General features: G+C 55.2%; 16 protein-coding genes. 1 reads left to right on the forward strand and 15 read right to left on the reverse strand.

Annotated elements, in window-relative coordinates; translation table 11 throughout:
* Positions 1 to 365 precede the first annotated feature (365 nt).
* The 15 genes from Q1A32_RS22245 to Q1A32_RS22315 all read right to left on the reverse strand — a co-directional run bounded on the left by Q1A32_RS22245 (position 366) and on the right by Q1A32_RS22315 (position 22561).
* On the reverse strand, positions 366 to 1250 hold the full coding sequence (locus tag Q1A32_RS22245) for an ArdC family protein (protein WP_299048614.1): 885 nt from the start codon (positions 1248 to 1250) through the stop codon (positions 366 to 368).
* Between the two features lie 635 nt (positions 1251 to 1885).
* Entirely contained in the window at positions 1886 to 7216 is a 5331-nt protein-coding gene (locus Q1A32_RS22250) for a sacsin N-terminal ATP-binding-like domain-containing protein (protein WP_299048871.1), read from the reverse strand.
* Between the two features lie 261 nt (positions 7217 to 7477).
* A complete protein-coding gene (locus Q1A32_RS22255; RefSeq protein ID WP_299657984.1) occupies positions 7478 to 8401 on the reverse strand; it encodes a hypothetical protein in 924 nt (307 codons plus the stop codon).
* A 100-nt stretch (positions 8402 to 8501) separates the two neighbouring features.
* Positions 8502 to 8894: a hypothetical protein gene (locus Q1A32_RS22260; protein WP_299048866.1), complete on the reverse strand. Its 393-nt coding sequence runs from the start codon at positions 8892 to 8894 to the stop codon at positions 8502 to 8504.
* Positions 8895 to 8904: 10 nt separating this feature from the next.
* Positions 8905 to 10860, reverse strand: a complete 1956-nt coding sequence (locus Q1A32_RS22265) for an AAA family ATPase (protein WP_299048864.1) — start codon at positions 10858 to 10860, stop codon at positions 8905 to 8907.
* Positions 10860 to 11057: a hypothetical protein gene (locus Q1A32_RS22270; protein WP_299048861.1), complete on the reverse strand. Its 198-nt coding sequence runs from the start codon at positions 11055 to 11057 to the stop codon at positions 10860 to 10862. Before Q1A32_RS22270 ends, Q1A32_RS22265 begins: the two co-directional genes overlap by 1 nt.
* Entirely contained in the window at positions 11050 to 13212 is a 2163-nt protein-coding gene (locus tag Q1A32_RS22275; RefSeq protein WP_299048859.1) for a DEAD/DEAH box helicase family protein, read from the reverse strand. The genes Q1A32_RS22270 and Q1A32_RS22275 overlap by 8 nt, the downstream gene beginning before the upstream one ends.
* Positions 13209 to 14039, reverse strand: coding sequence for a helix-turn-helix domain-containing protein (locus Q1A32_RS22280; protein WP_299048858.1), 831 nt, complete (start codon positions 14037 to 14039; stop codon positions 13209 to 13211). The genes Q1A32_RS22275 and Q1A32_RS22280 overlap by 4 nt, the downstream gene beginning before the upstream one ends.
* 86 nt (positions 14040 to 14125) lie before the next feature.
* A complete protein-coding gene (locus Q1A32_RS22285) occupies positions 14126 to 17911 on the reverse strand; it encodes a DNA methyltransferase (protein WP_299048856.1) in 3786 nt (1261 codons plus the stop codon).
* Positions 17912 to 18219: 308 nt separating this feature from the next.
* Entirely contained in the window at positions 18220 to 18759 is a 540-nt protein-coding gene (locus tag Q1A32_RS22290; protein ID WP_299048854.1) for a hypothetical protein, read from the reverse strand.
* Between the two features lie 135 nt (positions 18760 to 18894).
* The gene (locus tag Q1A32_RS22295; RefSeq protein ID WP_299048853.1) at positions 18895 to 19641 is read right to left on the reverse strand and encodes a protein phosphatase 2C domain-containing protein; all 747 of its coding nucleotides are present in this window, start codon (positions 19639 to 19641) and stop codon (positions 18895 to 18897) included.
* Positions 19628 to 20335: a hypothetical protein gene (locus Q1A32_RS22300; protein ID WP_299048852.1), complete on the reverse strand. Its 708-nt coding sequence runs from the start codon at positions 20333 to 20335 to the stop codon at positions 19628 to 19630. The genes Q1A32_RS22295 and Q1A32_RS22300 overlap by 14 nt, the downstream gene beginning before the upstream one ends.
* On the reverse strand, positions 20332 to 20901 hold the full coding sequence (locus tag Q1A32_RS22305; RefSeq protein WP_299048850.1) for a hypothetical protein: 570 nt from the start codon (positions 20899 to 20901) through the stop codon (positions 20332 to 20334). The genes Q1A32_RS22300 and Q1A32_RS22305 overlap by 4 nt, the downstream gene beginning before the upstream one ends.
* A gap of 65 nt (positions 20902 to 20966) precedes the next feature.
* Positions 20967 to 21602 carry an SMC-Scp complex subunit ScpB gene (locus Q1A32_RS22310; RefSeq protein WP_299048848.1) on the reverse strand — a complete coding sequence of 212 codons (636 nt, stop codon included), beginning with the start codon at positions 21600 to 21602 and terminating at the stop codon, positions 20967 to 20969.
* The gene (locus Q1A32_RS22315; RefSeq protein WP_299048846.1) at positions 21599 to 22561 is read right to left on the reverse strand and encodes a DUF1403 family protein; all 963 of its coding nucleotides are present in this window, start codon (positions 22559 to 22561) and stop codon (positions 21599 to 21601) included. Before Q1A32_RS22315 ends, Q1A32_RS22310 begins: the two co-directional genes overlap by 4 nt.
* A gap of 126 nt (positions 22562 to 22687) precedes the next feature.
* Between Q1A32_RS22315 and Q1A32_RS22320 the strand changes: the two genes are divergently transcribed.
* A complete protein-coding gene (locus Q1A32_RS22320) occupies positions 22688 to 23806 on the forward strand; it encodes a tyrosine-type recombinase/integrase (RefSeq protein ID WP_299048844.1) in 1119 nt (372 codons plus the stop codon).
* Position 23807: the final 1 nt, after the last annotated feature.

The following is a 23807-nucleotide window of genomic DNA, read 5'->3' on the forward strand; positions in this document are numbered from 1 at the left end:
CACATTTGCGGCAAGGCTACGAAATGCAGCAGATGCTCAAAGCTTGTCGGGACTGGGCGGAAATGCTTCAAAATCCCGAAGGTTAAGAATGGATTTACGACCAGGCCGATCTTCTGCGTAGGCTGCACAGCTGACATTATCTCACAAACGAGCTCAGAGCTAACCGCGATCCAGGCTGAACTAGATGCCGCCAGTTGACCCACCCCCTTTGGGGCGTCCGCGCGAAGCGCCGGGCCTGTCGGCGGGTGGCCTTCAGGTTGCCCGCCGACAGGTCACCCTGAAACCGCCCCGCCCAAGATCACTCCACAACGCAAAAAGGCCCCCACCTACTGACGGGGGCCTGAATAATTCGACAGGGCTGTCTGTTACTCTGCCGCCAGCCGCTCGGCCTGCGCGGTACGCTCCATGATGTAATCCACGGCCTTCTGGGCCTCTGACGCGGCGCGGAAAATCGCGCGGCTGTCTTCCTTCATCGCCTCAAGCCATCCTTCGACATAGGCCGCGCTCTGGTCAAATTCGGGCTCCACCCCGATCTGCGCGCAAAGCATGCAGTTACCGATTTCCGCGACCAGCTCCTCGAACGCATAGGCCTTTCGGTCATTGAACCGGCCCAAACGGTCCAGCCGCTTTGTCGCGCCTGTCCAGTGGATTGTCTCATGGGCCAAGGTGCCAAAATACCCTGCCGCTCGATGAAACGTGCCAACGGGCGGCATGTGGATGCGGTCGGTCTTGATGTTGTAATAGGCACGCGGCTCCTCGGTCACGTCGATCTGCGCGCCTGTCGCGGCAAAGAACGCCTCCAGCTCGGGGTCGGCCACGGTGCCAAGATCACGGGGCGGATCGGGCAGGATGTAGAGTTCGGCAGGCAAGCCCTCGATCTGGTCGGCATTGAACACGCGGTAGGCCTTGGCAAAGGGGATCTGACGCGCCTCGCCGTTCTCGTCCTCGCGCTCGACGGTGCCGTACTTCACCACGGTTGCGGATTTCTCGCCCTTGCGGACATGGCCCCCAAGCTGCTTGGCCTGATTGAACGTCATCCAGCGGGCTGAGCTGTAATCCTTGGCCATCGCTGTCGCCCAAAGCATCAGGATGTTGATGCCCCGATAGGCCTCGCCGTTGAACCGTTCCGGCAAGCTGACCCCTGCCCCGCCGCCGGTCCACGGTTTGCGCCAGGGCGGCGTTCCCGCCTCGATCTGCGCGATGATCTGATTGGTGACATGGGTGTAAACGTCAAACTTCTCTGCGGTCATTTGTGACCCTCCTTCGCGTGACGCGGGCCGGGTCTCTTCCCCTTTCCGCCAATGGGCGGGCCTTCCTGTTCTGATCTTTGGAATGCCCATGCATTCCGAAGGGCAGAGCAGGTAAGGGCAAAGCCCGTCCTGCGGCCCGGCGGGGCCGTGACAACCCGGTGGAGGGCGTGAATTTGGGAGGGAACCGCGCGCCTGCGCGTGGGAGGAACCGGAATTCTCGACCGGAACCGACGCCAGCGGCGGCGCTTGCCGGTTTTCTCGGACCTGCCGGGATGGCAGGCGGACCAACAGGATTTGGAAACTGTCAAGGTTGGGGTGAGCGGGCGTCAGCCCACAGGTCCCCTGCCCTGTCAATCGCCCAGTGCGAGACCGGCCCCTTCCCGCGAGCAAACCTCAAAGCCTAAGGCGGAGGGTTTGCTTAAGTGCGCCCTCAGCGGCTCAATTTCTGCGTGGGACGATAATGGCGGGCCATTATCGTTACCGCCGAAAGCCCCGAATTCGTGGCGATGAACCACCTACGGTGAACTGGCTAAGCACCTCAATTGAGTTCAGTTCAACATGCGTCGTCTCAATTAAAAGGTCTTCGTCAATGCCCGTAGAGGTGAGTGTGATCTCTGCCACCACACCCTACCGGCCTACCGGCGCTCAAAGCGCAGCCTAAGCGAGCCGCGGCCAACGACGGAAAACTGCGCCTGTGTTTCTTTGTCCATTGGGTTGGGAAGCTCAAAGACACACCACTTCTCAGGCGAAAAGACATGCGGAACATAGAGAATGCGATATCGTCTGCGACCGGTGCGCGATGCGGAGCTGGCGACGCGAAGTTCGTTCGAGGTCAGTTCGAATTCGCATCCATCCTCAAGGGTAGACTTGACTTCAAACATCCAGTCGACTGTTGGTGTCTGCACAAGAAAGTCGTAGCCAGCTGAATCGTCACCTTCGCTGCCGCCAAAGAACCTCGTTCTATTCTCCGATATCCACGAACTCTCGCCGACGGCGCCGGGAAACCGTCGCTTGAGGTACTGAAAGGCCAACCATTCACTGGCGACGCCCATTGCGACCTTCTGCGTTTCGGTCAGGCGTGCGACCCGCTGCCCCCGCTTACCTCCCCCGCCGTTGCCACCACCGGAGTCCGATCTCGACGTCTCATCAAACGGCACCAGCCTAGTGCGCTGCCGACTCCTTGCGAACCAGCTATCGTCAGACTCGATCGCGGCCTCGGCAATGTTTTGCATTGCTACAGCAAACGACGGTTCATCTGGATCAAGATCCTGTCCAGCGAATTCGATGATGCGCTTCCGACGATCAAGTTCTTGCTGCTCTCTGGCCTTCCGCTCCTGCTCTTCGCGCACAGCGCCTTCGTCAAGCCCGAGACCTTCCGGATCAATCCGTGCGGGCATTTCCTTGGGCCAGATGCCCGCCCGCTCGCAGAGACCAGCCACTTGGTCCTGTTTGATCACCTCGAAGTCAAGGAAGCCTGCATTCTCCACCAGGCGCACGACATCTTGTGCCTCACCTCGTTCCCAGATCTCTGGTAGATCGGGATGGTTCTTTCGGGTCCACGCCCCTAATATGGATTTGGCCTCGCTTGCAAAGGCGCGGACCACTTTTCTGTTCTCGCTAATCATCTTCTCGAAGGCCGGAAGATCCGCTTCCGGGATTTCTCCCAGCGCATCAGCGAAGGACCGCTCCACATGCGTGACAACCGTCTGACGGTCGAGCGTTTCGCAATCTAGGACCCAACTCGGATCAAACGGGATGAATTGAAGCTCGCGCCTTGAAAGGTAGGTGGAAAGCTCGCGTCCTTGCCGGTAATCCTCAATATGCAGGCATCTAAGCCGGTCTCGGAGCCCTGGCGCCAACTCGCGCAGGTACGCTTCGAAGGTGGCCCGCAATTCTGCTTCGCTAGATAGGGCATCTTCACCGAGAGACTGAAGAACCCGGTTGAATTTTCCGTAGTCAAGCCCCAGCGTCGCCGAAATCGAACGCCGGTCGGGACTTTCCTCGCAGGCGGCGAGCAGGTCGCCGGTGCGCGGGGAGTTTTCCGAAAGATGCGTCTCTAGCCAACCCCGCAGGCTGAATTCCGCCCCCGCATTCTCTGCGGCTTCGCCAAGGGCGCGCGCGAGTTCGGCACCTTCGAAGTATGCGACAACCGGGACCACAAGGTAAAGGACGTGGGCCAGATCGGTCCGCATCCCCGCGCGCATATCTTCGACAATTCCGATATCACAACCAAGCGCAGTGGCGAGTTCCGCGTCCGAGGGGCGTTCGAGAATGCCTTCGGGGCGTCCGACCGCCAAGCGGAGAAGCACCAACTCTAGGGAGCGAAGTCGCGTGTCGGTAAGCTTGGATATCTCAGAAGCAAGACCCTTCGCCAAGCGTGGCCAATCGAGAGATACGCCGTGCGTCAGGATAAGCGTCGGGCTGGCATCGTCCCGGAAGGCGTACCAGTCCATGCGGCCACCGCCCGTCACCTCCTGGTCAGCCACCTGCAGTGAAATTGAACTGCACCTCCGAAGCCTAATCGCTCGGATCCCCTTGTCGAGAGTGGCATGCTGAATCCGTCGCTCAAGGTTCTCGCCCACAACCTCGTTGGCGATCACCGCGACTTCTGGAAGCCAGTCTAGGCCCTGTGATACCAGATGGTCGTCATCGTTCCTTGGAACGAACACCGAACCATCCACAAGCAACCGGACGGAGGCTCGGTCCAGCTTACTGGGCGAATAGCCATTGATGTGTTTGAGGCTCTCCACGATGATATCGAGGTCGGCGTCCCCCACTTCAAGTATGGCAAGGCCGGCGGCGGAAAGGGCCCGCGCCTCAAAGCTTTGTGCGTTGTCGACAAGGATCACCTCGATCGACTCAGCCTTGTCGCCCTCGATGTACGCTAGGTTTCCGAAACGATAAGCCGCCAGCGGAAGGTCAGATGGCAACGCTGCACCGCTCTCGGCCAGTTCCCCCCAAGCCCGGCCGTGTTGGCGTCGAAAGGTCGCCACATCACCCGACTGAAGGTTTCTGGCAGAGTTCGCCAGAGCGGCGAGGCGCAGCGGCGCCGTCTCAGGACTGGCCCAGTCCAGAAGTCCAAGCGCATCGCCAAATGAGATCTTGGCGATCTCCTCTCTCTCGACAAGCACTCTAGCGTCGTCGGAAAGACGCGGAACAAATGCCGGAACTCCTGGTCTTTTCGTCCTTGATGCCCAACACTGGTTTGTTGAAAGGAATATGCGTTCACCGCGCAGGTCGCCCTGCAGCCACGCCTCGGATCGCAGGAACGCGCCTATCGGTGTGACAACGCGACGTTCGTCCCAGTCACGCTGTGCACGATCGTAACGTCCAATTCGCGCAGAAAGGAACTTTCGGCCATAAAACGAGAGGTGTTGGACAAGCAATTCATAGAATGCTTCGCGCAAATGCTCAGGCAGCTCGTCATGTTCGTTCTGCCCCGGCATCCGCCAGAACTCGCCCTTGAGCGCGTAATCGTCCGTATTAGGATGATGAAAGGTGGTAGTGCCCGCGTGCCTTATCCAAGCCTCGCCGAGGCCGTTCTTTAGGTCTCCGCGACGCAGCAGGTTGTCCCAGTATCCCGAAGGCGAGCCTCTCCGTCGAATTCTAGCCGCAATGGGCTTCAGGCCATCGGCTACCTCAATCACTTCCAGAAACGTCACCCATTTTCGAGCGCCAGCGTCGATCCGGGTTTCCCATTCGTCCAAAGGCTTTAGAAGATGTTTCCTCGCCCGCTCGCAGTCCTCCGAATATGCGGAGGCGTCGCTGAGATAGGCTTCCAGACGTCTTCCGGCTTCGGTCCACGTTCCCGAAAACACGGCGTTGTCGGCTCGCATCCAGCCTCCAAGCGTGGGCACGTGTAGGTCGGCACTCTTTATCGCAGCTTCCGCGCTCTTTCCCGCCGCATCCCAGACGCGAAACGCCCAATCGAGCGCTTCCACGCGTCTCTTGTCACTAGGTGCCTTACCAAGCGCGGAGCCGAGACCGGACAGCGCTTCGATTGGATCAAACTTCCGAATGAGCCCTGCGTCGGCGAAAGCTTTCAGCACTTCGTCGGACAGACCGATCTTCTCATCGAAAAAACGATACCCTCTGGTCAAGGACGGCGGCGGCAATGGAATGCCACCTTTCCTGCGCTTGCCGATCTCGCTTTCGCTGCGAACGTAGAGACCGTGCCGACCGTCCGCATCATGTCCACCCGCCGAGCGCAGCTTCCCCGACCGGTCGATCAGGACTTCGACGCCGTCCAGACAATCCAAGTCAACCTCTGAAGCCTCGCAGAGGGTGGCCAGATCCTTATAGAATTTCGACCATGTTGCTGGCTTTGCCCCCCGGTCGACGAGCGTTCTCGCAAAAATCGCCGACCACTCGGGGATCTCGTCGGGCGAAGGGAGGCGGGAATACTGCCAGCCATAGCGGCCCCAGCAGCGACCCGCCATTTCGCGAAGACGCTCAAGGCGCTCGCTATCCAAGTCGCTCGAAGTTAGGTTTATGCCAATATGCTTCACAATCTCGCGCGGTTTCAGCAACGCGAAATTGACCTCGGGCCAGATGGTAACGTCATTGATCGTGGACCATCTTTCGCCGTCCTTGGTCGGAATGATTGGAACAAGGCGAATGTCTTTTAATTGCGATTCCGCAACCCGGATCGCGCCATCCAGTTTCTTTGCGGCACTTCCGGTCCACGCGATCAGATCAAAGACACTCCGACCGGGAACATCTAGTTGCTCATGTACGGCGGCGAGAGCCCCGGAAAGGCAGGTCTCTGCAACAGCCTCCATTAGGATAATGTTAAGCGGAAGATCCAACTCGGTATTGCGTCGGTCGATGTCTGCAAAAAACGGGGCGTCAATGTGGCCCACGAGGGGCGATCCAGCTTCGCTTGCCATTGGTAAAAAGTTGTAAAGTTGTCCGTTCAAAACGGCCGCGGTGGTTATCCCTACTGCGACCGAAACAGATGGTTGTCCCTTCCAGTCCAACCAACGCTTCAAAGCGGGGGCTCGGTCGATGCTTTCCCTAACGGCATCAAGGACCCGTTCCTTGTCGACCTCCTGCTGTACCAGGAGGAAGCGACGCCGCTCTCCAACGTCAATCTCGGAGATCCTAGGGCTCCCTGGGCGCCCCCCCTCCCGCAGAGATTTCTCGCGTCTGGTCAGGCGACGGCTACTTGTTCTTTTACCATCGATTTCAACGTCTATGCGGACTTCCCCGATACGATCGAGAAAAAGGAGAAGCGGATGTTCGAAGTTTGCGATCTCGTCAACTTGTTTTCCCACCAGAGCCACCGCTGACGAGGATCGCAGAGGAGCAACTACAACCGTCGCAAAACCGGCAGACGCGAAGCGTTCGACCTCGGGAGGGATTTCATCTAGCGGCTGCGGTACCAGGTATCGAGGGATTGTCTGCGAGATCCGATCTGCTTCATCTTCCCGAACATCTTGATCGAGAAGCTCGGAAAGAATGATGTCACGTATCTCACTTGGTTGAGAAAATCGGAAACAGAACCCATCGAACGATTTAGTCGTCCGTTCCTGCGATCGTGAGTAGATACGTACATCGTCAGTGATCGCTTCGATACTGCGAAAGCCGAGTCCCTTGTTGCCAATCCCCTCGCCGATCTCTTTTCCGCTGGTCGCCAGGTTCATGATGGCATTTACATCACGCTCTTTGAAACCACGCCCTCGGTTGGCCACATAAAGGTAACCTGCGGTTTCCGATATTTTGACAAACTTGATGGTGATCGCACCATCCTCACCAATTTTGTGAGCGTCGTGCGCATTCTGGATGAGCTCAAAAAGTACTCGGTCACCGTATTCGGTCCCAATGACTTCTCCGAGGTTCTTTAGGCTTTCGTAGGTTGAAAGTTCCTTCCGATGCGCATCAAGAGCGTTCGAAAGAGCATTTCGTGCCTTTGTTCTCAGAATCTCGGAAATGCTGCGAGATGGGATGTCTGTGGAAAGGTTCAACTATTTGACCAAATCTTGCTAGGCAACAGACGGGATTCTAAATCAACGAAGTTCCTTAAGCGTTGTTCCGTCACTGTCGTGGGGCCAATTTTGCGGCCGGTTGTAATTGCCGTCCTTGACCACGCCACCACCTGTTCCGGCTTTTCACGCTTCATGAGTTCCAAGTAAGTATCTCTCAACTCAGCCGAATTCACTAGCATTGTCCACTCTGTTTCTATTGCTATTTTCTCGACATAAGTAGGTCTTGCCCGTCAATGCGGATCAAAAAACCGAGATCTGCTGGAGCCACTGTAATATAGTCGCTCCGACTCGTCGCAGTCCTTCAACGATTTCACCTTTGTAAAGCACAGCGCTTGTTCCCACTGTGCCGACAACCGCCTTCACGGCATACTCTCGAGCAATATCCTTGCCCTTATCAATCGTTTGCCCGACTTCAGCCCGCACGACCCGAAGAATTTTGCCCATCCATGCGAGAAAAGATCCAGATGCCGCTACTTGCCGCACATCTGGCTCTTCCGCCTCAAGTTCAACCTTGATCTTTGTGGCAGCGGCTTCGACTTCCGCGACAGCAACGTCCGGATCTTCGACTGGCCCCGGTGGACTGTTGTGCCCGATTTGTGCAGGAGCCTGCTGCCCATCAAGATCAAGAGCAGCCAGCAGATCTGCCACGCCTGCAAGTATCTCTGATCGTAGATCGGGTTCCTTGCTGGCTGCGAGATTGAAACCTATAGCGTCAGATCCAATTCGAGATATTTCGGATGCGAGTGGATCGGATGCGGGATCCTCTTCGCTTGCCAAGACGGGACCCAAATCGCCTTGATGCGCTGTGCTTAGGTGCTGGGCATATCGTCCAAGTTTTTCCGGTGTAAGCGCAGCCGCAAATTCGTTCTTCGTCTTGTCTTGTAAGGAAGCGCCGCTCTCAACAGCTGCCTGCAATGTTTTTGCTGTGATCTGAATCGATGGAGAAGCTCCCATTTTTCCCAAACGACGCTGAACGTCGAACCCAGCAAATACATTAAAGTCTTCACTCCAACCAAGCAGAAGAGTTCGCCCGTTTTGTTCGGGCTCGAACGTTTCGACGCCAGTGATTTGAATGCGATATTCGTCTTGCGATCTGCTCTTGCCGCCATGCGAAAGATTCCAGACATAGAGTTTTACAACATGGTTCACCCCATCCTGGCTCATGATAAATCTTGCGGGATGGGTGCCATCCTCAGTCAGCATTTCAACTGACCAACCACCCTCTGCCAACGCGTCTGTTGCTTTAGAGATAAGAGTGTTCTTACTAAGACGGGCTATCTTGATTTTCTCCTTCTGAGTTCTCTTCAAACAGTATGCCCGCTACATCGGGTGGCAAACCTTCTTCGGATTTCAGTCGGCCCAACCCCTCATTCATGAGATGCTCAATCAAGCGATACGGCTGTGCTTCCTCGGGGTACAAGGCCTGAATAATGGCCTTCATCGTACCATCGCTATCGACGCTGCCGACATTCCACTTAGTGCCCGCTCCTTCTGTCGTGCCGCGGGTTATTTCCAAATCAATTGCATACGCCATAGCAAATTTAGCCGCATCGATTTCGGACGCAAACAGACCTTCCGACACGAGTGCGGTAAGAATGCTCTCGTTGCCAGAAGTAATGCCAACCGTCTTTTTATCTGCCGCTTTCTGGTTAACCATTTTTGCCTCCTTATCTCTCTGCAAGTTCGGTGTGACGGGCTGTTTTTCGTTCGAGTGTCCATTCTGATTTGAGGCGTCCCTTTAATGCCTCGCGCGCTCGCGCCGGCGGCAATTCTTCCTCATATACGAGTAGGATAACTTGGTCGGCCATCTCCGGGAGCGTCTCTACAATGCGAGCTCTGTGGCCTCCATCTAATCGGCCAAACGGAGAGTCCACCACGATAGGTCCGCGCAATTGGGCGTTGTTCTGAAGAGCGGCTACCAGAGAGAGTGCCACTACATGCTCTGCACCAGCAGATCGCATCGGTATATCGCTTCCGTCGCGGTGCATGATGGTAAGGCCGTATGTATCGTTAATTCTTAGACCCGCGTAGTCCTCTTCCGTCGTCAGCCGCTTGAAATAACTGCTGGCATCGGCCTCAATTCGACGACGAAGCTGTTCCCGGTAGACACCGACACTTTCGTTGAACATGTCATATAGCGTGTTCGCAAGATCACGCCTACGTCTTTCAAGGTCCATCTCGCTTCCTGCAAGCTTGTCTAAGCGCTTTTGCAATTTTTCGCGATAACCAGCATTCTCAAGGAGCTTATCATTGGTCTCAGCTATACCTTTCTCGAGGGCTGCGGTCTGACGGACATTTGACTCGTACTCTCTTTGAAGGCCTTTGATTTCACCTTCTGAATCGCCACTCAGTTTCTTCTTAATCTCCTCAATCTCACCGCGTTTTGTGTATATGCTGCGCCGATGGGCTTCAAAATCAGTCCACAACAAGCGAAGCACCTCCGGATTGGTGTTTTCGAGCTGGGCGTTAATCGCATCAATCTGACGTCGTACACTTGCAAGCTCCCTGTTTCGATCATCCTCTGTTCCCGCATCTGCATTGGGAAGATGGGCGCGAATCTTGGTCTGTGCTTCGTCGGAAACGATCTGTAGGCAGGTGGGGCATTCCGGGTCATGGCCCTCCGAGAGGCTTTGCAAAACTTGCGCGCGCATAACGGTGCTTTGCAATTCGACCTCCCGTTTCAGGTGTCTCGTCAGCGCCAACTTTAGCTTATCCACGATGATGGCGGCCCACGCTGGAGACATTGCTACCGTAATCGCTTCTTGCTTCTTGGCGATCTCTGTCAGGAGCCCAGCAACCTCATCCGTGAGGCGGTCACGTTTCTCTAGAAGCGTCGCCATCCTCTGCTTGCGTCGCATATCGTCTTCTATGGCAACTTTTCTGGCACGGAGGTCCTCCAGAGCTTTCTCATGCCGGAAAAGGTCGCCCGTCAACACAGTGCGTTCTTCAACAAGATTTTGCAGTTGATTGCCGTACTCGCGTGTTTTTTGATCGCCCTGTGCTGCCAATGCGACGCGAGCTTCCGCGCGGTCGAGTGCTGCTTTCAAGGAGTCGCGCGATTTTGTCAGTGTCGGCAAGCCGAGAATACGTTCGATGGCCTGGCTGATCTTTGGGCCCATGTCCGTATCGCTGTAGAGCAGATCCTCATATTCCTGCAACAATTCGCCATCGAAGAGAAAGAAACGCGCAATTTGTTCTGGCAATATGCGTTCGATTTCCATCGCTGCCTGTTGCGGCGGTAGTATGTGTCCCCCACGCTCCAGATAGTAGTCCGCGACATAGTCTTCATGACCTGTAGGCGTGTTATGCCCACTCTTGGGCTTACAGGTCCTTGTGAGTCTGTACTCTGCTCCAGCATGGCTAAGGATCAATCGCACTTCAAAACTCTGAACGCCGTCCGCGCGCGCCTCCCAATTGATCATGTCGTGGAATGAAACAGAGCGCCGCCCCCGACCAATGATCTTACCAAATAATGCAAAGCGAAAGGCGTTCAAAAGTGTTGTTTTACCTCGCATGTTTTCGCCGTAAAATACCGTAACTCCCTCGTCCTGCGGGAGTTCAAATCTTTGCTCTCCTTTGAACGCTCCAAAGTTTTGCATGGTGAGTGATTTTATCCGAAGCATTAGTCATCCCCTTTGAGGCGCTCGGCAATTGCTTCATCAATCTGTCGATCAACATGGTCAACTACTACTCCATCGGCATGGAAGCGAAGCACGTCTAGGACCAGGTCGCGGTCCACGTCAGGAAACTTCTCTGCCCGGATTCTTTCAATCGTATCCGCGACAGTTGCGTCGCGATTGTCACGTGCGTCATCAGACATTCACCATCTCCAAATCGTTCTCATCGTCGTCTGTTTCAAATCCATTCTCTGTCAAAGAAGTCCAATCCAAACCTGCAGCGGCAGCAATGCGGTTAAGGTCTGCAACGGCTCCTGGGTTAATTGCATGCCGACCGAACTCGATGGCCCTTGCCAGTTCCCCTTTCAAAATCGATCCGCCACCGTGATCGTCATCTTCGATCTCCGGGGCGACGATTACATCGTGAATATGCGCAAGCGCTTTGCCATCTGCTTTTCGAAGTACCCTTCCCCGCCTCTGTATGAATTCTCTAGGGTTCTTCGATGACGCAAGGATGAGTGCGTGGCTTACCAACGGTATATCCACCCCTTCGTCGAGGCACCTGATCGAAACCAGCACGCCACCTCGCTCGCTGAATATATCAAGGGTGCGTGCCCGATCTCCGACCATGCTGCTGTGGTACTCAAAATTATCTTCGATTCCCGCCGATGAAATGGCGTCTTTGACACTCGCGAGTTGATGTTGATCGTCGCAATAGACAATCCAACGCTCACCCGGTTTATAGGATCCAGACACGATCTCCGCGGCCAAGGAGATTTTTCCTTCAGCGCGTTTGACGATCCTTGCGCGCTGAATCAGCAGCCGCTTTAGTTGTCCTGAAAGTGAAGCATCTCCGTCATCGCCAGCTGTCATTGCTCTCGCAAACAACCGGCGAATATCTTCAGACAATTTGTTCCAAGCAGTGCGCTCTGCTTCCGTGAGCGAAACCGTGTGGGCGTTGTAGGCATAAGGTGTCAAAGCTTTAGCTTTAATGGCATCCTCAAGGGAAAACGGTGGGGGAACGATACCCTCGAAATATGAGGTGATTGCCGCTGTTCCGTCTGGGTCTCCAGCACGTTCTGGTGTTGCGCTTAATCCAAGTCGCGGTCCCGTCTCAAGTGAAAGGATCTGGCGGGCAGATGGCGCACCTAACCTGTGCACTTCGTCTGCCACCAAGAAGAGATGTGGTCCGCCACTAATGAGTCCCCGGAAACGTTCGCTTGTTGCCGTTTGAGTGGTCGCCAGTATCGCGCGATTCCCGGCTCCTTTACGGCTCCAAATACGTAAGTTCGATCCTTGCGCCCAATGCCTATTCCCTCCCCCACAGATCATTAATTGCAACCCAGCGGACTCAAACGTTTCACGTAGTTCGTCGCTCCATTGCTTTAGAAGCAATTCGCTAGGAACCAATATGATAGGAATTTCAGAACGACTGAGGCTGTCTTTAATCGCACAGAGCGCCGTGAAGGTCTTCCCTGACCCAGTCGCATGCTTAAAGATGCCGCGGCGGCCACGCCTCTCCCATGCGTCCAGCGCGCTGACCTGATGTGGCCGCGGCGACCTACCCCCCGGAACTCCAGCTTCAGCAGACCAGCGCGCAGCCTCTTCTAGCTCAATGCATATCTCATCGACAAACTCCGGCCATTGTGCGGCATCAGCGGCAGAGACGATCGCTTCCAGAGCGACATCTGGTAGGGGCCGCACAGTGACGCCCGACCATTCGTCATTCCATACTTTTCCAAAGTACTCGGCCTCATCTGCAACACGCTGTTTCTCGCCATCGTCACGCCAACTTGCAAAAACGTCGACTGACTCAAGATTCCCATCTTGCGCAAGCCCTGGCCACGTCTCGTTCATTGACCCTTTGAAGGCAACGCGATCATCAAACTGATCCGTCAAGATGCCCACCTTGTCGTGAAAGAGACGTTTCGGGCGGCCTCCAGCTTCATCGCCAACCCAAGCAACGCGACAGTCTATGACACCTGCTGCCACAAGCGACGCCAAAACAACGGCAGGTTTGACCAGCCCTTCCGTTGCCAAGAGCTCTTCAAACGATCGGGCTATCTCCTTACCTGCTTCAAGTTCCGCCCGAAGTGAGTAGCCGTCACGCAGCGCGGAATGGTCCCTTTCTGAGAGGATGGGAGAGCAGATCAGCCGCATTTTCCCGCCTGCTGCCACAAATTCTTTTAGACTTGGCCAGGCCAAGAGAAAAATTGTGCTCGAGAAAAACCCGACCGCTCTGTCGTATGTTACCGACGCGCCCATAGCAGGAAGGTAGAAGTCCGCAGCAATGTTATCAGCGGGTTTGTGATATGCCCGCTTGAATTCGAAGTCCTGCAGCCTCCCCAAAACCTTCATTCTGCCATCCTGCGGCGGGTAATTTCTACGCGCCGTAGGATAGCGTCACACAAACGTTGCGGTGGGCAGGCAAGCAGGGTTTCGGTGACCGCCTCACCATCCGTTGGCCGGAGCCTACGCCCCTGTTCAGCCACGCGCCCTGCAGACGCCTCAATTAGTGTTGCCGCCTTGACTTGCACGTTTCTCGACCATGCGAAATCTGCGTAAAGGCCAGCATCCCAAAGCACAAAAACGTCTTCCTCGGCCGCATACCCAGCAAGAAGGACAATGCGTCCGTCTGTCTGATCGAAGTTCGCACGTTCACCGCGCTTCTGACCAGGTATGATCAACTGCACTTTGTGCTCACCAAGGGGCCTACCACCTGGGGGCCTTGTTACGTTGAAGAGATAGACTCTGATACGTGATGGCATTGGTGTAGAAAGGTCAACTTCGAGTGGTTTGCGCTCAATCTCTGAGTTAGATTGCGCTTTTTCACCGAGCGCCTTCAAGAAACGCCTATGGAGTTCTGGTTGCGATACTCTGGTCGTCAGCGGCGCCACCGATTGGCCGGTCTGCGCCGGTTCGCCTTGGTCTTTGTCCTGGACCGGTTCACGAGGTTTTACCGTCTTCTTTTTGTTGAGGTTCTGGGTTATCGCGGCAACCAGATCCTTCGGATCTTGGCCGGCGGCTACACCAGAAATCCATTGCTCGAAATGATCTCGTGTCAAACGCCATTCTGAGCGTAACATGAACCCGGGCAGTTCCCCCTCCTCCAGCATTGCGAGGACAGTACCTTCGTCAAATTTGAGCCGTTTTGCCACGTCTCCAATCGTTAGAATGTCGTCCAAACTCCGACCTCTCGCAAAGGGAATCACAACTGCAGACGATGCAGCTTTATAAGCTGACCCTCAGCTTTTGATTGCAGGGAGTCAACCTAAGTCTGTGAAAAGGCTTGGCGGACCTGCTGAAAATCTGGAAATTCTGTGCGGCCTTCAGACATTAATCGGCGCATGATTTCGGCATGGATACCTTGAACGCCTCGGTCGGATATACCTGGGATTGATGTGGCATCCTCAACTAGCGCGTCTATGTCCATCACTTGGTTTTTGTTGGTTCGCTTAACGGCACCGTCCAATGGTTTACGTAGGTTCATTACTACGTCAAAATGGGCTACATTCTCCGAGCCACCTCGCCCTTTATACCCTTTGTGGCTTTGCTGTTTCCGATCCAGAGAGGCCGCTTCATGAAAAACGAAACCAGCGGCCGCTGCTGCTTCGCTTAATGCACGCCAAACCTCGCTGTCTGTGTTGTGGAAAACGATGGTAGCCCATCCGCCGGGCTTTAAGACCCGCGCTATTTCCGCAAGCGAGGCCTCCATAAGGGCGGAGTAGTCTGCAAGCGTTTTTCCTCCATCTGCCGGTTGTAGAGACCGATTCACCACCGCTTCAAGACTTGGATCCGTAACGCGGCCGAGCCAGGACTCCCAAATCAAATTGCAGTCAGCATAAAAAATGTTTGATCCGAAAGGAGGGTCAGTGAAGACGTAATCGATGCTGCCTTCCGGTATTCCTGACAGATCGGCAGCACTTTGGGTCATAACATGAGGGGGCTCGATTTCTGCAGGTTGGAATGCGCGGTAATAAGACTTCAATTGTCGAATCTTGTTGCGCATGACTTGCAGCACATTTGCTTCGGCAGAGAGTTGCGGAACATACAAAGTGCCCGTCAGAGGACGATGTCCGCCGCGCGCATTGAACCGCCGCATTTTTGTTCCGTGCCAAGCTGTATTGGTGAACGCAAACGCCAGACAGGCACGAAGGCGGTGATTGGGCTCTTTCTGGATCGCTTTCCATAGGATCGCTAAAGCAAGCCTATTTCGGTCCGTGTACATGTCGCGAACGCTCCGGATGCCTTGAAGGTGCAAGGCGCATCTTCGGTGCATCTCTCTATCGGCTTCCAATGCGACATCGGGAAAGGGTGCTTGGCAGTCTTCAGCTGAAAACTTCTGCGCGTCGGCGAAGTCTTGTTCGGTTGCAGGGCGCTCGCCCTTAGAACCATCCTGACGAGTGAACGCAACAACAGCCGGTTCGTTGCCCACTGTGTCAAATTTCCGCCTATCTGCACTGAATGAACAGGACGGACACACGGTTCCTCGGCTGATGCGCCCCGAGCATTGATCAACTGTGTCCCACAATAAAAAATCCTTGCGACACTGAGGGCATCGGTGACGTGTACTCCAAAGCGTCCAACGGATTTCTGCCGGCTCTCCGTGATCATCGATTGTCGCGTAGTATCGGGCCATATATTCCTCAACATCGCCCGCCATCCGGTCAAAAGCGACCTGTAGATCGTCTTCTTTACATGCCCGAGTGTGGTTCCAGGCCAAGTGTACTGCCGCTGGAGAAAGGTCATTCAGGATCGCGCGCCTGCCGCACAATGCGGCAGAAACACCAGTCATACCGGAACCGCAAAACGGATCCAGAACAACAGCACCAGGCTTTGTAAAGTGCTCGATAAAGGGAGAAATCGCTTCTGGAGGAACCTTGGTATGATAGCTGTGCGCATTGTAGAAAGCTGTATTACGGGTCCCAGATATCATTCGTTCTTTTGGTGGAAACTTGGGTGCAGCCTTGTTGTCAGTTGTCGGAAGCGGTTGCGATGAAAGATATCCTTCTACGAAGTCCTGCATCTCTGCAACGTCGTCATGCGGCTCTAGCTCTCTACGGCGCTTCTCAACGCTGGCAATGGTAATGCCGGTTGCTGCCAGTTCTTCTTTCAGAACGTCTCTCAGGACCGCAGTGTATACGTGATCGGGATCACTGAGCCCTTCAGATAATGCGCTCAATATTGACGCATCTATGAATGCCTGAGGAGCTGCTTCACGTTTGCGGGGCGACCGAGATCGATGTGACAACGTTAGCATAAGATCAAGTCGCGTCACACGTTCTTGCTTTAACTGCCCCTTCACGCCTTTGATCGATGGTTGTCCTTTGTTCAGCACATGTACGCTCTCGGTTTCCAAGCCAGCATCAGATAGGGCATCTTGAACTTCGCTCCATACGCGATCGTTGGTGTTGGAGAATGCGAGAACTCCCTTGCCGCCAGATCGCATGATGCGCGCCGACTCCGTAAACGCTTGCGTCATCAGATCGCCATAAAGCTCAAGGTCCTTCCCACCCGCTTCCCGCCGACGGCGCTGGTTTACCACGATCTCGTTGGTTTGGTCGGTTTGACCTCCAATCCAGGCATCCCAGAGCAAAGAGCTGTCTGCATAAAAGATATTTGATCCAAACGGTGGGTCCATGAAGACCAGATCGACTGCGCTGTCTGGAATACAGGCTAGGTCCGTAGCAGAGCTTTGGAAAACTTGTGCTTCTGAATTAATCCCTACTCGGGATTTGTAAAAACGTAATACATCTGCTGCTTTTCGCTTGAAAAGGCTCCATACATTCCATTCGTAGCGCAGCGACGAAATGTACATCGTCCCTGTCATGACATTGGTTGGACGTTTCGCATTCCACTGATACCGTTTCGAAGCGCGATTCACACATGCTGTGAACGCGAACAGCAACGCTTCGCGAACACGGCTCTCCGAAACCTTAACAATCGCATGCCGAAGGGCCGCTAGCGCATGCAGGTTGCGCTTCGTATAAAAGCTGGCGGCATCTGTAACTCCCATTGCCGAATGCGCAGATCGCCACATCTCGCGGTCAGCGGCAAACGGGTTTGATGGGATCCAGTAAGGAATACTCGTTCCTTCAATTTCATCTATCAACGTCAGCTCGGCCGGTGTCGGTAGGTGGGCATGTATTCTTCGGCCAGGTTGAGAAACATGGGTGCGGACCGGCACTTCATCGATCCAAGCGAGTCCATTTTTTTCCAGTTTTGCGCTGCACTTCGGGCAAGTTAGCTCCTTGCTCATGCCTTCCTGAGATGCATCCCAATAGCTAAAAGGCGACGAGCAAGAACTGCATGCAAATACATCGCTCCAGACGGTATACTCAATCCGCTCACCCTGACTACTGATTGGTACATATAGCCAATCCATGGTCGCCTTGGCTTCCTTCTCAACCATAAGAAGTGCTTCTTCGAAACGCTTTGGGTCACATGGTGATGTGTAATTGCGCGCAATGTGAACAGCTGCAGGAGAAAGATCGGAAAGCAATGCATCACGCCCTGCGTCGAGGGCAGCGACACCTGTCATACCAGATCCGCAGAATGGATCACTGACTAAATCTCCAGGTCTGGTAAACGCTTCAATAAATGGGGCAATTGCTGAAGGCGGAACTTTCGTATGATAACTGTGGGCGCGATATGTCGTGCTCGATTTGCTTACCTGGATCAATGAGGGAACTGTCGCGGATATTTTGTTGCTGCGCCTACGATTTGGCTTAGACCGAGGCGCGCTCCCAGGCTTGGCGGGGTAGACGACGGCGTCGTGCTCTGACCACGTCCTTACGACCGCCGCCACGGCTGTTGCATCATCGTCAATCGCGATCTGCACATCTTTTGGCAACCTTCCGGCTTGCAAAAGCAATAGCTCGGCGGGTAATCCAAGGGCCTCGCTCAGCCGAACCACGTGTTCCTCAGTTGGGACTCTCTTCCCGCTTTCAACTAAACTAAGAAAGCTCTTATCGACCCCGATCTGTGCAGCCAACGCTGCTTGAGAAATCCCCATGGCTTCACGCCGTTTCTTGATGTGTAGGCCGGCTGAATTCATCGAAGTCTCCCTTCAAAGGAGAATGATTGGGTTGACAAGGTTAGTCAACGCGCATTTTCAATTTTTCTTCCTTTGCTTTAGTAAATAACCAATGAATCAAGGAGGTTACAGAGGATCTATCTACAAGTTGCAAATTTTCTGCGTACGTTGGCATCGATTTTTGAAACCGCCGGTTGCTCTAACGCAAAAAAACGGTCCGCTTCGAACAAGCCTCCACTTATCCGGCATGCGCCTGCCAGCATCTGAGCACTCCGACATCATCTCCGACTGGCTTCATATGATTTCCCTTGAAAGACTTTTGTCGCATTCTAGTAACCGACTACGATTAAGCCGTATGGCATCCGAAGCCTGCTGTGCGCATACAGCGAGTCTGCGACGGCACAGGTATTTTCGTAGTCTTTGCTGACTACGGTGCGACCGAGACTTTTCCTGCGATATCCGTTCGGAACAGCGAGGGCGAGATAGTCCAGATTTACCATCACAAGTGCTTGAATCAGGTCGCGATAAACCGCATTGCCCTGCCAAGCTCGCCCCGCCTCGATTTCTAGTCCACAGCGCCACACCGTGTGAAAGGCATCAACCTCGTATTGCAGACCTGGCACGCCATTCTCGCCGAAGAACACTGGCCGTTTGATCTTGTCCTGTGCCGCCTTGCCTTGCTCAACTTCGAAGCCAATCGCCTGCAAATCATTCCGCATCTCCGAGAGGACCGCGTCGCTGGTGAGCCCCTTTTTGCGCGCAAGGGTCGAGATAGACGCCTCATGATCGATAAAGGCCTGTACCAAAGGCGATACGAACTCTGGGGGTGGATCGGTTCGCGGAAAAGTTGAATAGCGAATTGCAGACATGAGGACATTCCTTGGAAGGGCAAATTGGTCAACTTGCAGTCTGATTGACCGCTGCATCTGAAGTTTGTTGCAGCTTGGTATGGCTTTTTCCGCGAGTGAGACAAGTTCCTGACTTGGCAATCATGGCAGTTCACCTCAGGTAGAGATCACGACATATAAGTTGTCGGGTGTCGTGGTGGTAACGTGCGGTTTTCTGACTGCGTCGTTGATTGTGATTTTCAATGCACTGCAATCGTCCAGATCGTCCCCCTCATAACAGCCCTCGTCCACCAAGAAGCAACGTTGTTCCTCTTGATTGAGCCCTGCCCAAAAACCATCGGTAGCAACAATCAGCGTCTCTCCCTGTTTCGCTGGTATTGTCGTGATCTCTGGGGTCATAAACTCGTTGGCTCGCAAGCTTCTTGTCAGTCTGTTCCTGATATTCGAATGCACCAGTTTAGCAATTGAGAGATCACACGTTGCATTGGCCAAAGTATGTGGTTGCATCAGCCATTCTATTAGTCCTTCTGTATCGACGTTGCCAAACAGACAGTCGCCAGCATGGAAGATGATGGGTGCCTGATAGCGCGTGATGAGCATTATGAGATAACTCGCCGAAGCCTGTTGTAAGTTTGGCAATCGCGCATCGTGAATTATGTGCATTTGACCAATAATTTCGTCTGAGGACACTTGTCCTTCGGTTTGCACGAACCAATCGATCAAGTCTTTTGCGACTAGGCGTACGAGTTCGCCACTTTTTGGTTTTCTAGAAGACCCATCTAAGACCACACATAAGGTTGCTTCCGACCGAAAGCCGACACCACAGTAATCCCAGTTGTCGTCTGTTCGCCTTCCACGCTTGCTCCGCCAGTGCAATTCAGCTGTCATTTCAGGCACCGCCATCACTGGCTGCCAAAGACGCAAATCGATCCCGCACAAGATCGACTCGACCGTCAGGTCCTCTGATGTTGCCCGCTACGAAAGTGTCAAAATCGTAGTGATTTCGGAGCGCACGCATTTGTTCTGCAATGAATTCACGGGTATCTGATTCAGCGTCTCTTATCTCCTGGATCAACTCTCTACGCCCATCAACCATCAGTAAGATGTCCTCGACATCTCGGCTTGTAATGAGATCGTCATTCCCTCTGCCAAGAAACGCCTCAATCTTGGTCGCAATGAAGAGTTCGGGTTGCAGAAGCTTGATCTCCATTGCGTCGGTCAACGGATAAGTCACCGCCGTCTCGATGCCTCTCGCGTACCAACGGTTGCTAAATCCGAGTATTTTTTCATCGTCGGGCATAAAGTCGACTTTGAGCTCGCCTAATCGCATCCGACAAATGACGTTGTCTTCATGAGATTCAGAAAATCCTTGTTGTCGCAGCCTCTTTTGTAGTTGAGCCCACTCGCCATAGCCTGCCAAGTCAACGATCAGATCGACGTCATCAGTTGCTCGCACATCTTCAAGAGTGATGGCGTCTGTGATGAACAGCGCTGTCGTGCAACCTCCAACAAAGACAAACCGATCACGCAAGTCTGGTCCAAGCGCGTCCGCAACCGTCACAAGCATGTTTCGCAACTGGCCTTGGACGGTTGTCATCGCTTCAAGAGTCTTTCAGATAGTTGGTCCGCTGCAAGACTTGTTTCGCGCTGCTTGCCTAACCTGATTGCGTCGACGAGGGCGAGATATTCGTAGAGCCGCTCGTCACTCTGCACGGCTTCCGGTACTGACTTGAAGAGAGGTTCAATAGATTGGCCCATGTCTTCACCATGTGCATACGGCCATACATATTGGTAATCGCCGACTGACATTAGCAGGCTCTTGAGCATTGGAGCTGCAAAGGCGGTTGGTATTCCTCGTATCATTGCGCCGGGTTTTGCCGGGAACACGAACTTTAGCCCGTGAATGATAAAGCTACTGAGATCGCGGCGATTGGGTTTAGCCCTTCCGAGCTCACGATCTTTGATGGCAAGTCCAGAACCAATGCTTCGGTTGATCGATGCATTGACTTCTGATTTGCTGATCCCGAGCGATGCTGCTAATCCGCGCGCGGAGAAAGGCTCTTCGCGCGGTGACAACCAATCGTTATCTCCAGACCGAGCCATCTTTTCCTGCTCCTGAAGGCTGACAAGCTTGAGCAGCACGACGATGTCCTGACTTTTCATCTGATCCTCACCATGTGTCCGCTGTCCGTGGACACAGGACACTCAATCATAAAGCAACCATACTGTCAAACATCGCCCAGCATTGATGCCGCACTTGAAACAAGCTCCAACTCCGGCAAGTCTCGCAATGTCTGCAGATCAAACGTCGCCAAAAACGTCTCCGTCGTGACAAAGGTATGCGGCGCGCCAGGTCGCGGCGCCCTCGGCCCACTCGCAATCAGATCTTTGTAGCGCAGCCGCGCCAGCAGATCGCGGCTGACTTCTTTGCCAAAGATGTCTTTCAGACCGGCCCGGTCAATCGGCTGGTGATAGGCGATGGCGCAGAGCACGCCCATCTCCATCTCGGTGAAACCCAGCGACTGCTCGCCGAGATCGGCCGCCGCTTTGATCGCCTCGGCGAACTGGGTCTTGGTGCGGAACATCCATCCGCCGGCGGTCTCCATTAATTCATACGGTCGCCCCACAAGCTCTGCCTGAATATCCGCAATCAGCATCTCAACCGAGGCCCCCTGCCCCACCACGCGCGCCAGGTCGTCACGACCAACCGGCGTGGCACTGGCAAACAGCACCGCCTCAATCCGGCCCATCCATTCCCGCCAACGCAGATCTTGCGGCAGGTCTGTAAGTTCCCGGTCAAACAGGCCTGCGCCTGTCGAGACTCGCCGCTTGCTCGCTGACTTTCGTTTAGCTGTCGCCGTCATAGACCGATCCCATACAGCCGGAACGTCGGCCGCCCGGTCAGCTCCCGCGCGACGCCCAGCTCGACCAAACGGTCGCAGAACCGCCGCGCGGCCCGATCCGTCATCGGGATGGTCGTGCCTTGGATCATTGGCGAGAGCATCGCCGATGGCGCGACGGCATCCTCGGACAGAAATAGGGCCGCTGCAACCTCCGATCCTTTTGCCCGCAGCTTCGGGGCTATCTTTTGGAGCGCCGCTGCTCTGGCCGCAAGGTCGCGCGCCTGCCGGATTGTGTCCTCGATGGTGACCAACAGGCTCGCCTGAACTTTGAAGTCTGCCCCCTGCCCTCCCGCCGCCAGATCCCGCAACACCGCCTTGGTAAGATGCCGCGCCGTGATCGGAAGAAGAGATGGCAAATTCAAGGTACGTGCCAGAACCACATCACTGAGTAGGCATGCCACCCTTTCGGCGCGATCGTCCGCCTCCAGGACGGTGCGCATCACGCCAACGGCACCCGCCAGCGGCCCCTGGGTTTTGGCACGCGCGGCCGCGCTTTCGATCCAGCCAACGACATCGTCAGCAAAATTCGAACCAACGAGGTACCCTAGATCGCGATGCCAATCCTTGTTGTTCAATCGAAGCTTTGCGCCCTCCCGCCAGAACGCCAGCAGATCGCCATCGGGGCCGCGAGCCTCTCCGGGCGGCGTCAGGTGATAGGCATCGCGGATATCGACCTCACGCACCATGCGCCCTTCCAGTTTTGACGTCACCGTCGCGGCTTTCAGCGCCAACCGGTTCGCCAATAGCTTCGCCGGCACGCCGTACCGCGGATCAGAGACCAACGCATCCAGCACCGTCAGCGCTGCCCCAGACCGAAATACCACAGTTTCAAGGGTATCTGCACGTCCTGAGGTGACCCAAGCCGGCAACTTCGATAGGGTCATCAAGTCGTCAGCGATGGCTGTGGGCTGATAGGTCATGCCACCACACTATCCTATCGCGGCGCTTTCGACTACCATATAGTGTATAAACCGCCCCACCCTGTTGATCTCAATTATGTCCAATAAGTTTGCATTATCGGACGTAAAAAGAGTACGCTCAGAAACATGAGCAAACCGCCAGAAATCACGCCCACAGATGCCGAGATATCGGGCTCAGCGTCCAAGGATGCGACCAGCGAAGACGAGCGCGATGAGAGCGAACCTGGTGCCGAGGATACGATCGCCCTGCCCTCCGATATCGCAGGTTCGGGCACGCTGGACCGTCTGGTCGAGACCGCAAAAGACTATGCCCGGAGCGCCGCCTCGGACAACACCCTGAAAGCCTACAAGGCGGACTGGACCCACTTCTCCCGCTGGTGCCGCATGCGCGGGTCTGAGCCGCTGCCGCCTGCGCCGGATCTGATCGGATTGTATCTCGCCGACCTGGCTTCGGCCGAGGGCCCCTCCCCTGCCCTATCGGTTTCCACGATCGAACGCCGCCTGTCCGGTCTTGCCTGGAACTGCGCACAGCGCGGTTTCACCTTGGATCGCAAGGACCGCCACATCGCCACGGTGCTGGCCGGGATCAAACGGAAACACGCGCGGCCGCCGGTTCAGAAAGAGGCCATTCTCCCCGGAGATATCCTCGCCATGGTCGCCACCCTTGGGTTCGACCTGCGAGGCCTGCGCGACCGGGCGATCCTGCTCCTCGGATATGCCGGAGGACTGCGCCGCTCCGAGATTGTCAGCTTGGATGTCGGCAAGAACGACACGCCGGACTCAGGCGGGTGGATTGAAATCCTCGACGAGGGCGCCGTGCTCACGCTGAACGCCAAGACCGGCTGGCGCGAGGTCGAAATCGGCCGCGGATCGTCTGACTCCACCTGTCCTGTCCATGCACTCGGGCAATGGCTTCACTTCGGACGCATCGACTTCGGGCCGGCGTTCGTCCGCACTTCGCGGGACGGAAAGAAAGCCCTCGAGAGCCGCCTGTCCGACAAGCACGTCGCCCGCTTGATCAAATCCACTGTCCTGAAGAGCGGTATCCGCGCCGATCTGCCCGAAGGTGAGCGCCTCGCGCTGTTCTCGGGCCATTCCCTGCGCGCCGGGCTCGCCAGCTCCGCAGAAGTCGACGAACGCCATGTCCAGAAGCAGCTCGGACATGCCTCGGCCGAAATGACCCGTCGGTACCAGCGTCGCCGGGACCGGTTCCGGGTGAACCTCACAAAAGCAGCGGGGCTCTGAA

This window comes from uncultured Tateyamaria sp. (genome assembly GCF_947503415.1).
In the GTDB taxonomy this organism is placed as follows: domain Bacteria; phylum Pseudomonadota; class Alphaproteobacteria; order Rhodobacterales; family Rhodobacteraceae; genus Tateyamaria.

Bases quoted from the DNA above. Each gene is read 5' to 3' on its own strand.
- Q1A32_RS22270 (WP_299048861.1), bottom strand. From the start codon at position 11,057: ATGTCTGATGACGCACGTGACAATCGCGACGCAACTGTCGCGGATACG.
- Q1A32_RS22285 (WP_299048856.1), bottom strand. From the start codon at position 17,911: ATGAATTCAGCCGGCCTACACATCAAGAAACGGCGTGAAGCCATGGGG.
- Q1A32_RS22265 (WP_299048864.1), bottom strand. From the start codon at position 10,860: ATGCTTCGGATAAAATCACTCACCATGCAAAACTTTGGAGCGTTCAAA.
- Q1A32_RS22275 (WP_299048859.1), bottom strand. From the start codon at position 13,212: ATGAAGGTTTTGGGGAGGCTGCAGGACTTCGAATTCAAGCGGGCATAT.
- Q1A32_RS22305 (WP_299048850.1), bottom strand. From the start codon at position 20,901: ATGAAAAGTCAGGACATCGTCGTGCTGCTCAAGCTTGTCAGCCTTCAG.
- Q1A32_RS22260 (WP_299048866.1), bottom strand. From the start codon at position 8,894: ATGGTTAACCAGAAAGCGGCAGATAAAAAGACGGTTGGCATTACTTCT.
- Q1A32_RS22300 (WP_299048852.1), bottom strand. From the start codon at position 20,335: ATGACAACCGTCCAAGGCCAGTTGCGAAACATGCTTGTGACGGTTGCG.
- Q1A32_RS22290 (WP_299048854.1), bottom strand. From the start codon at position 18,759: ATGTCTGCAATTCGCTATTCAACTTTTCCGCGAACCGATCCACCCCCA.
- Q1A32_RS22295 (WP_299048853.1), bottom strand. From the start codon at position 19,641: ATGGCGGTGCCTGAAATGACAGCTGAATTGCACTGGCGGAGCAAGCGT.
- Q1A32_RS22320 (WP_299048844.1), top strand. From the start codon at position 22,688: ATGAGCAAACCGCCAGAAATCACGCCCACAGATGCCGAGATATCGGGC.
- Q1A32_RS22310 (WP_299048848.1), bottom strand. From the start codon at position 21,602: ATGACGGCGACAGCTAAACGAAAGTCAGCGAGCAAGCGGCGAGTCTCG.
- Q1A32_RS22255 (WP_299657984.1), bottom strand. From the start codon at position 8,401: ATGAGCCAGGATGGGGTGAACCATGTTGTAAAACTCTATGTCTGGAAT.
- Q1A32_RS22245 (WP_299048614.1), bottom strand. From the start codon at position 1,250: ATGACCGCAGAGAAGTTTGACGTTTACACCCATGTCACCAATCAGATC.
- Q1A32_RS22315 (WP_299048846.1), bottom strand. From the start codon at position 22,561: ATGACCTATCAGCCCACAGCCATCGCTGACGACTTGATGACCCTATCG.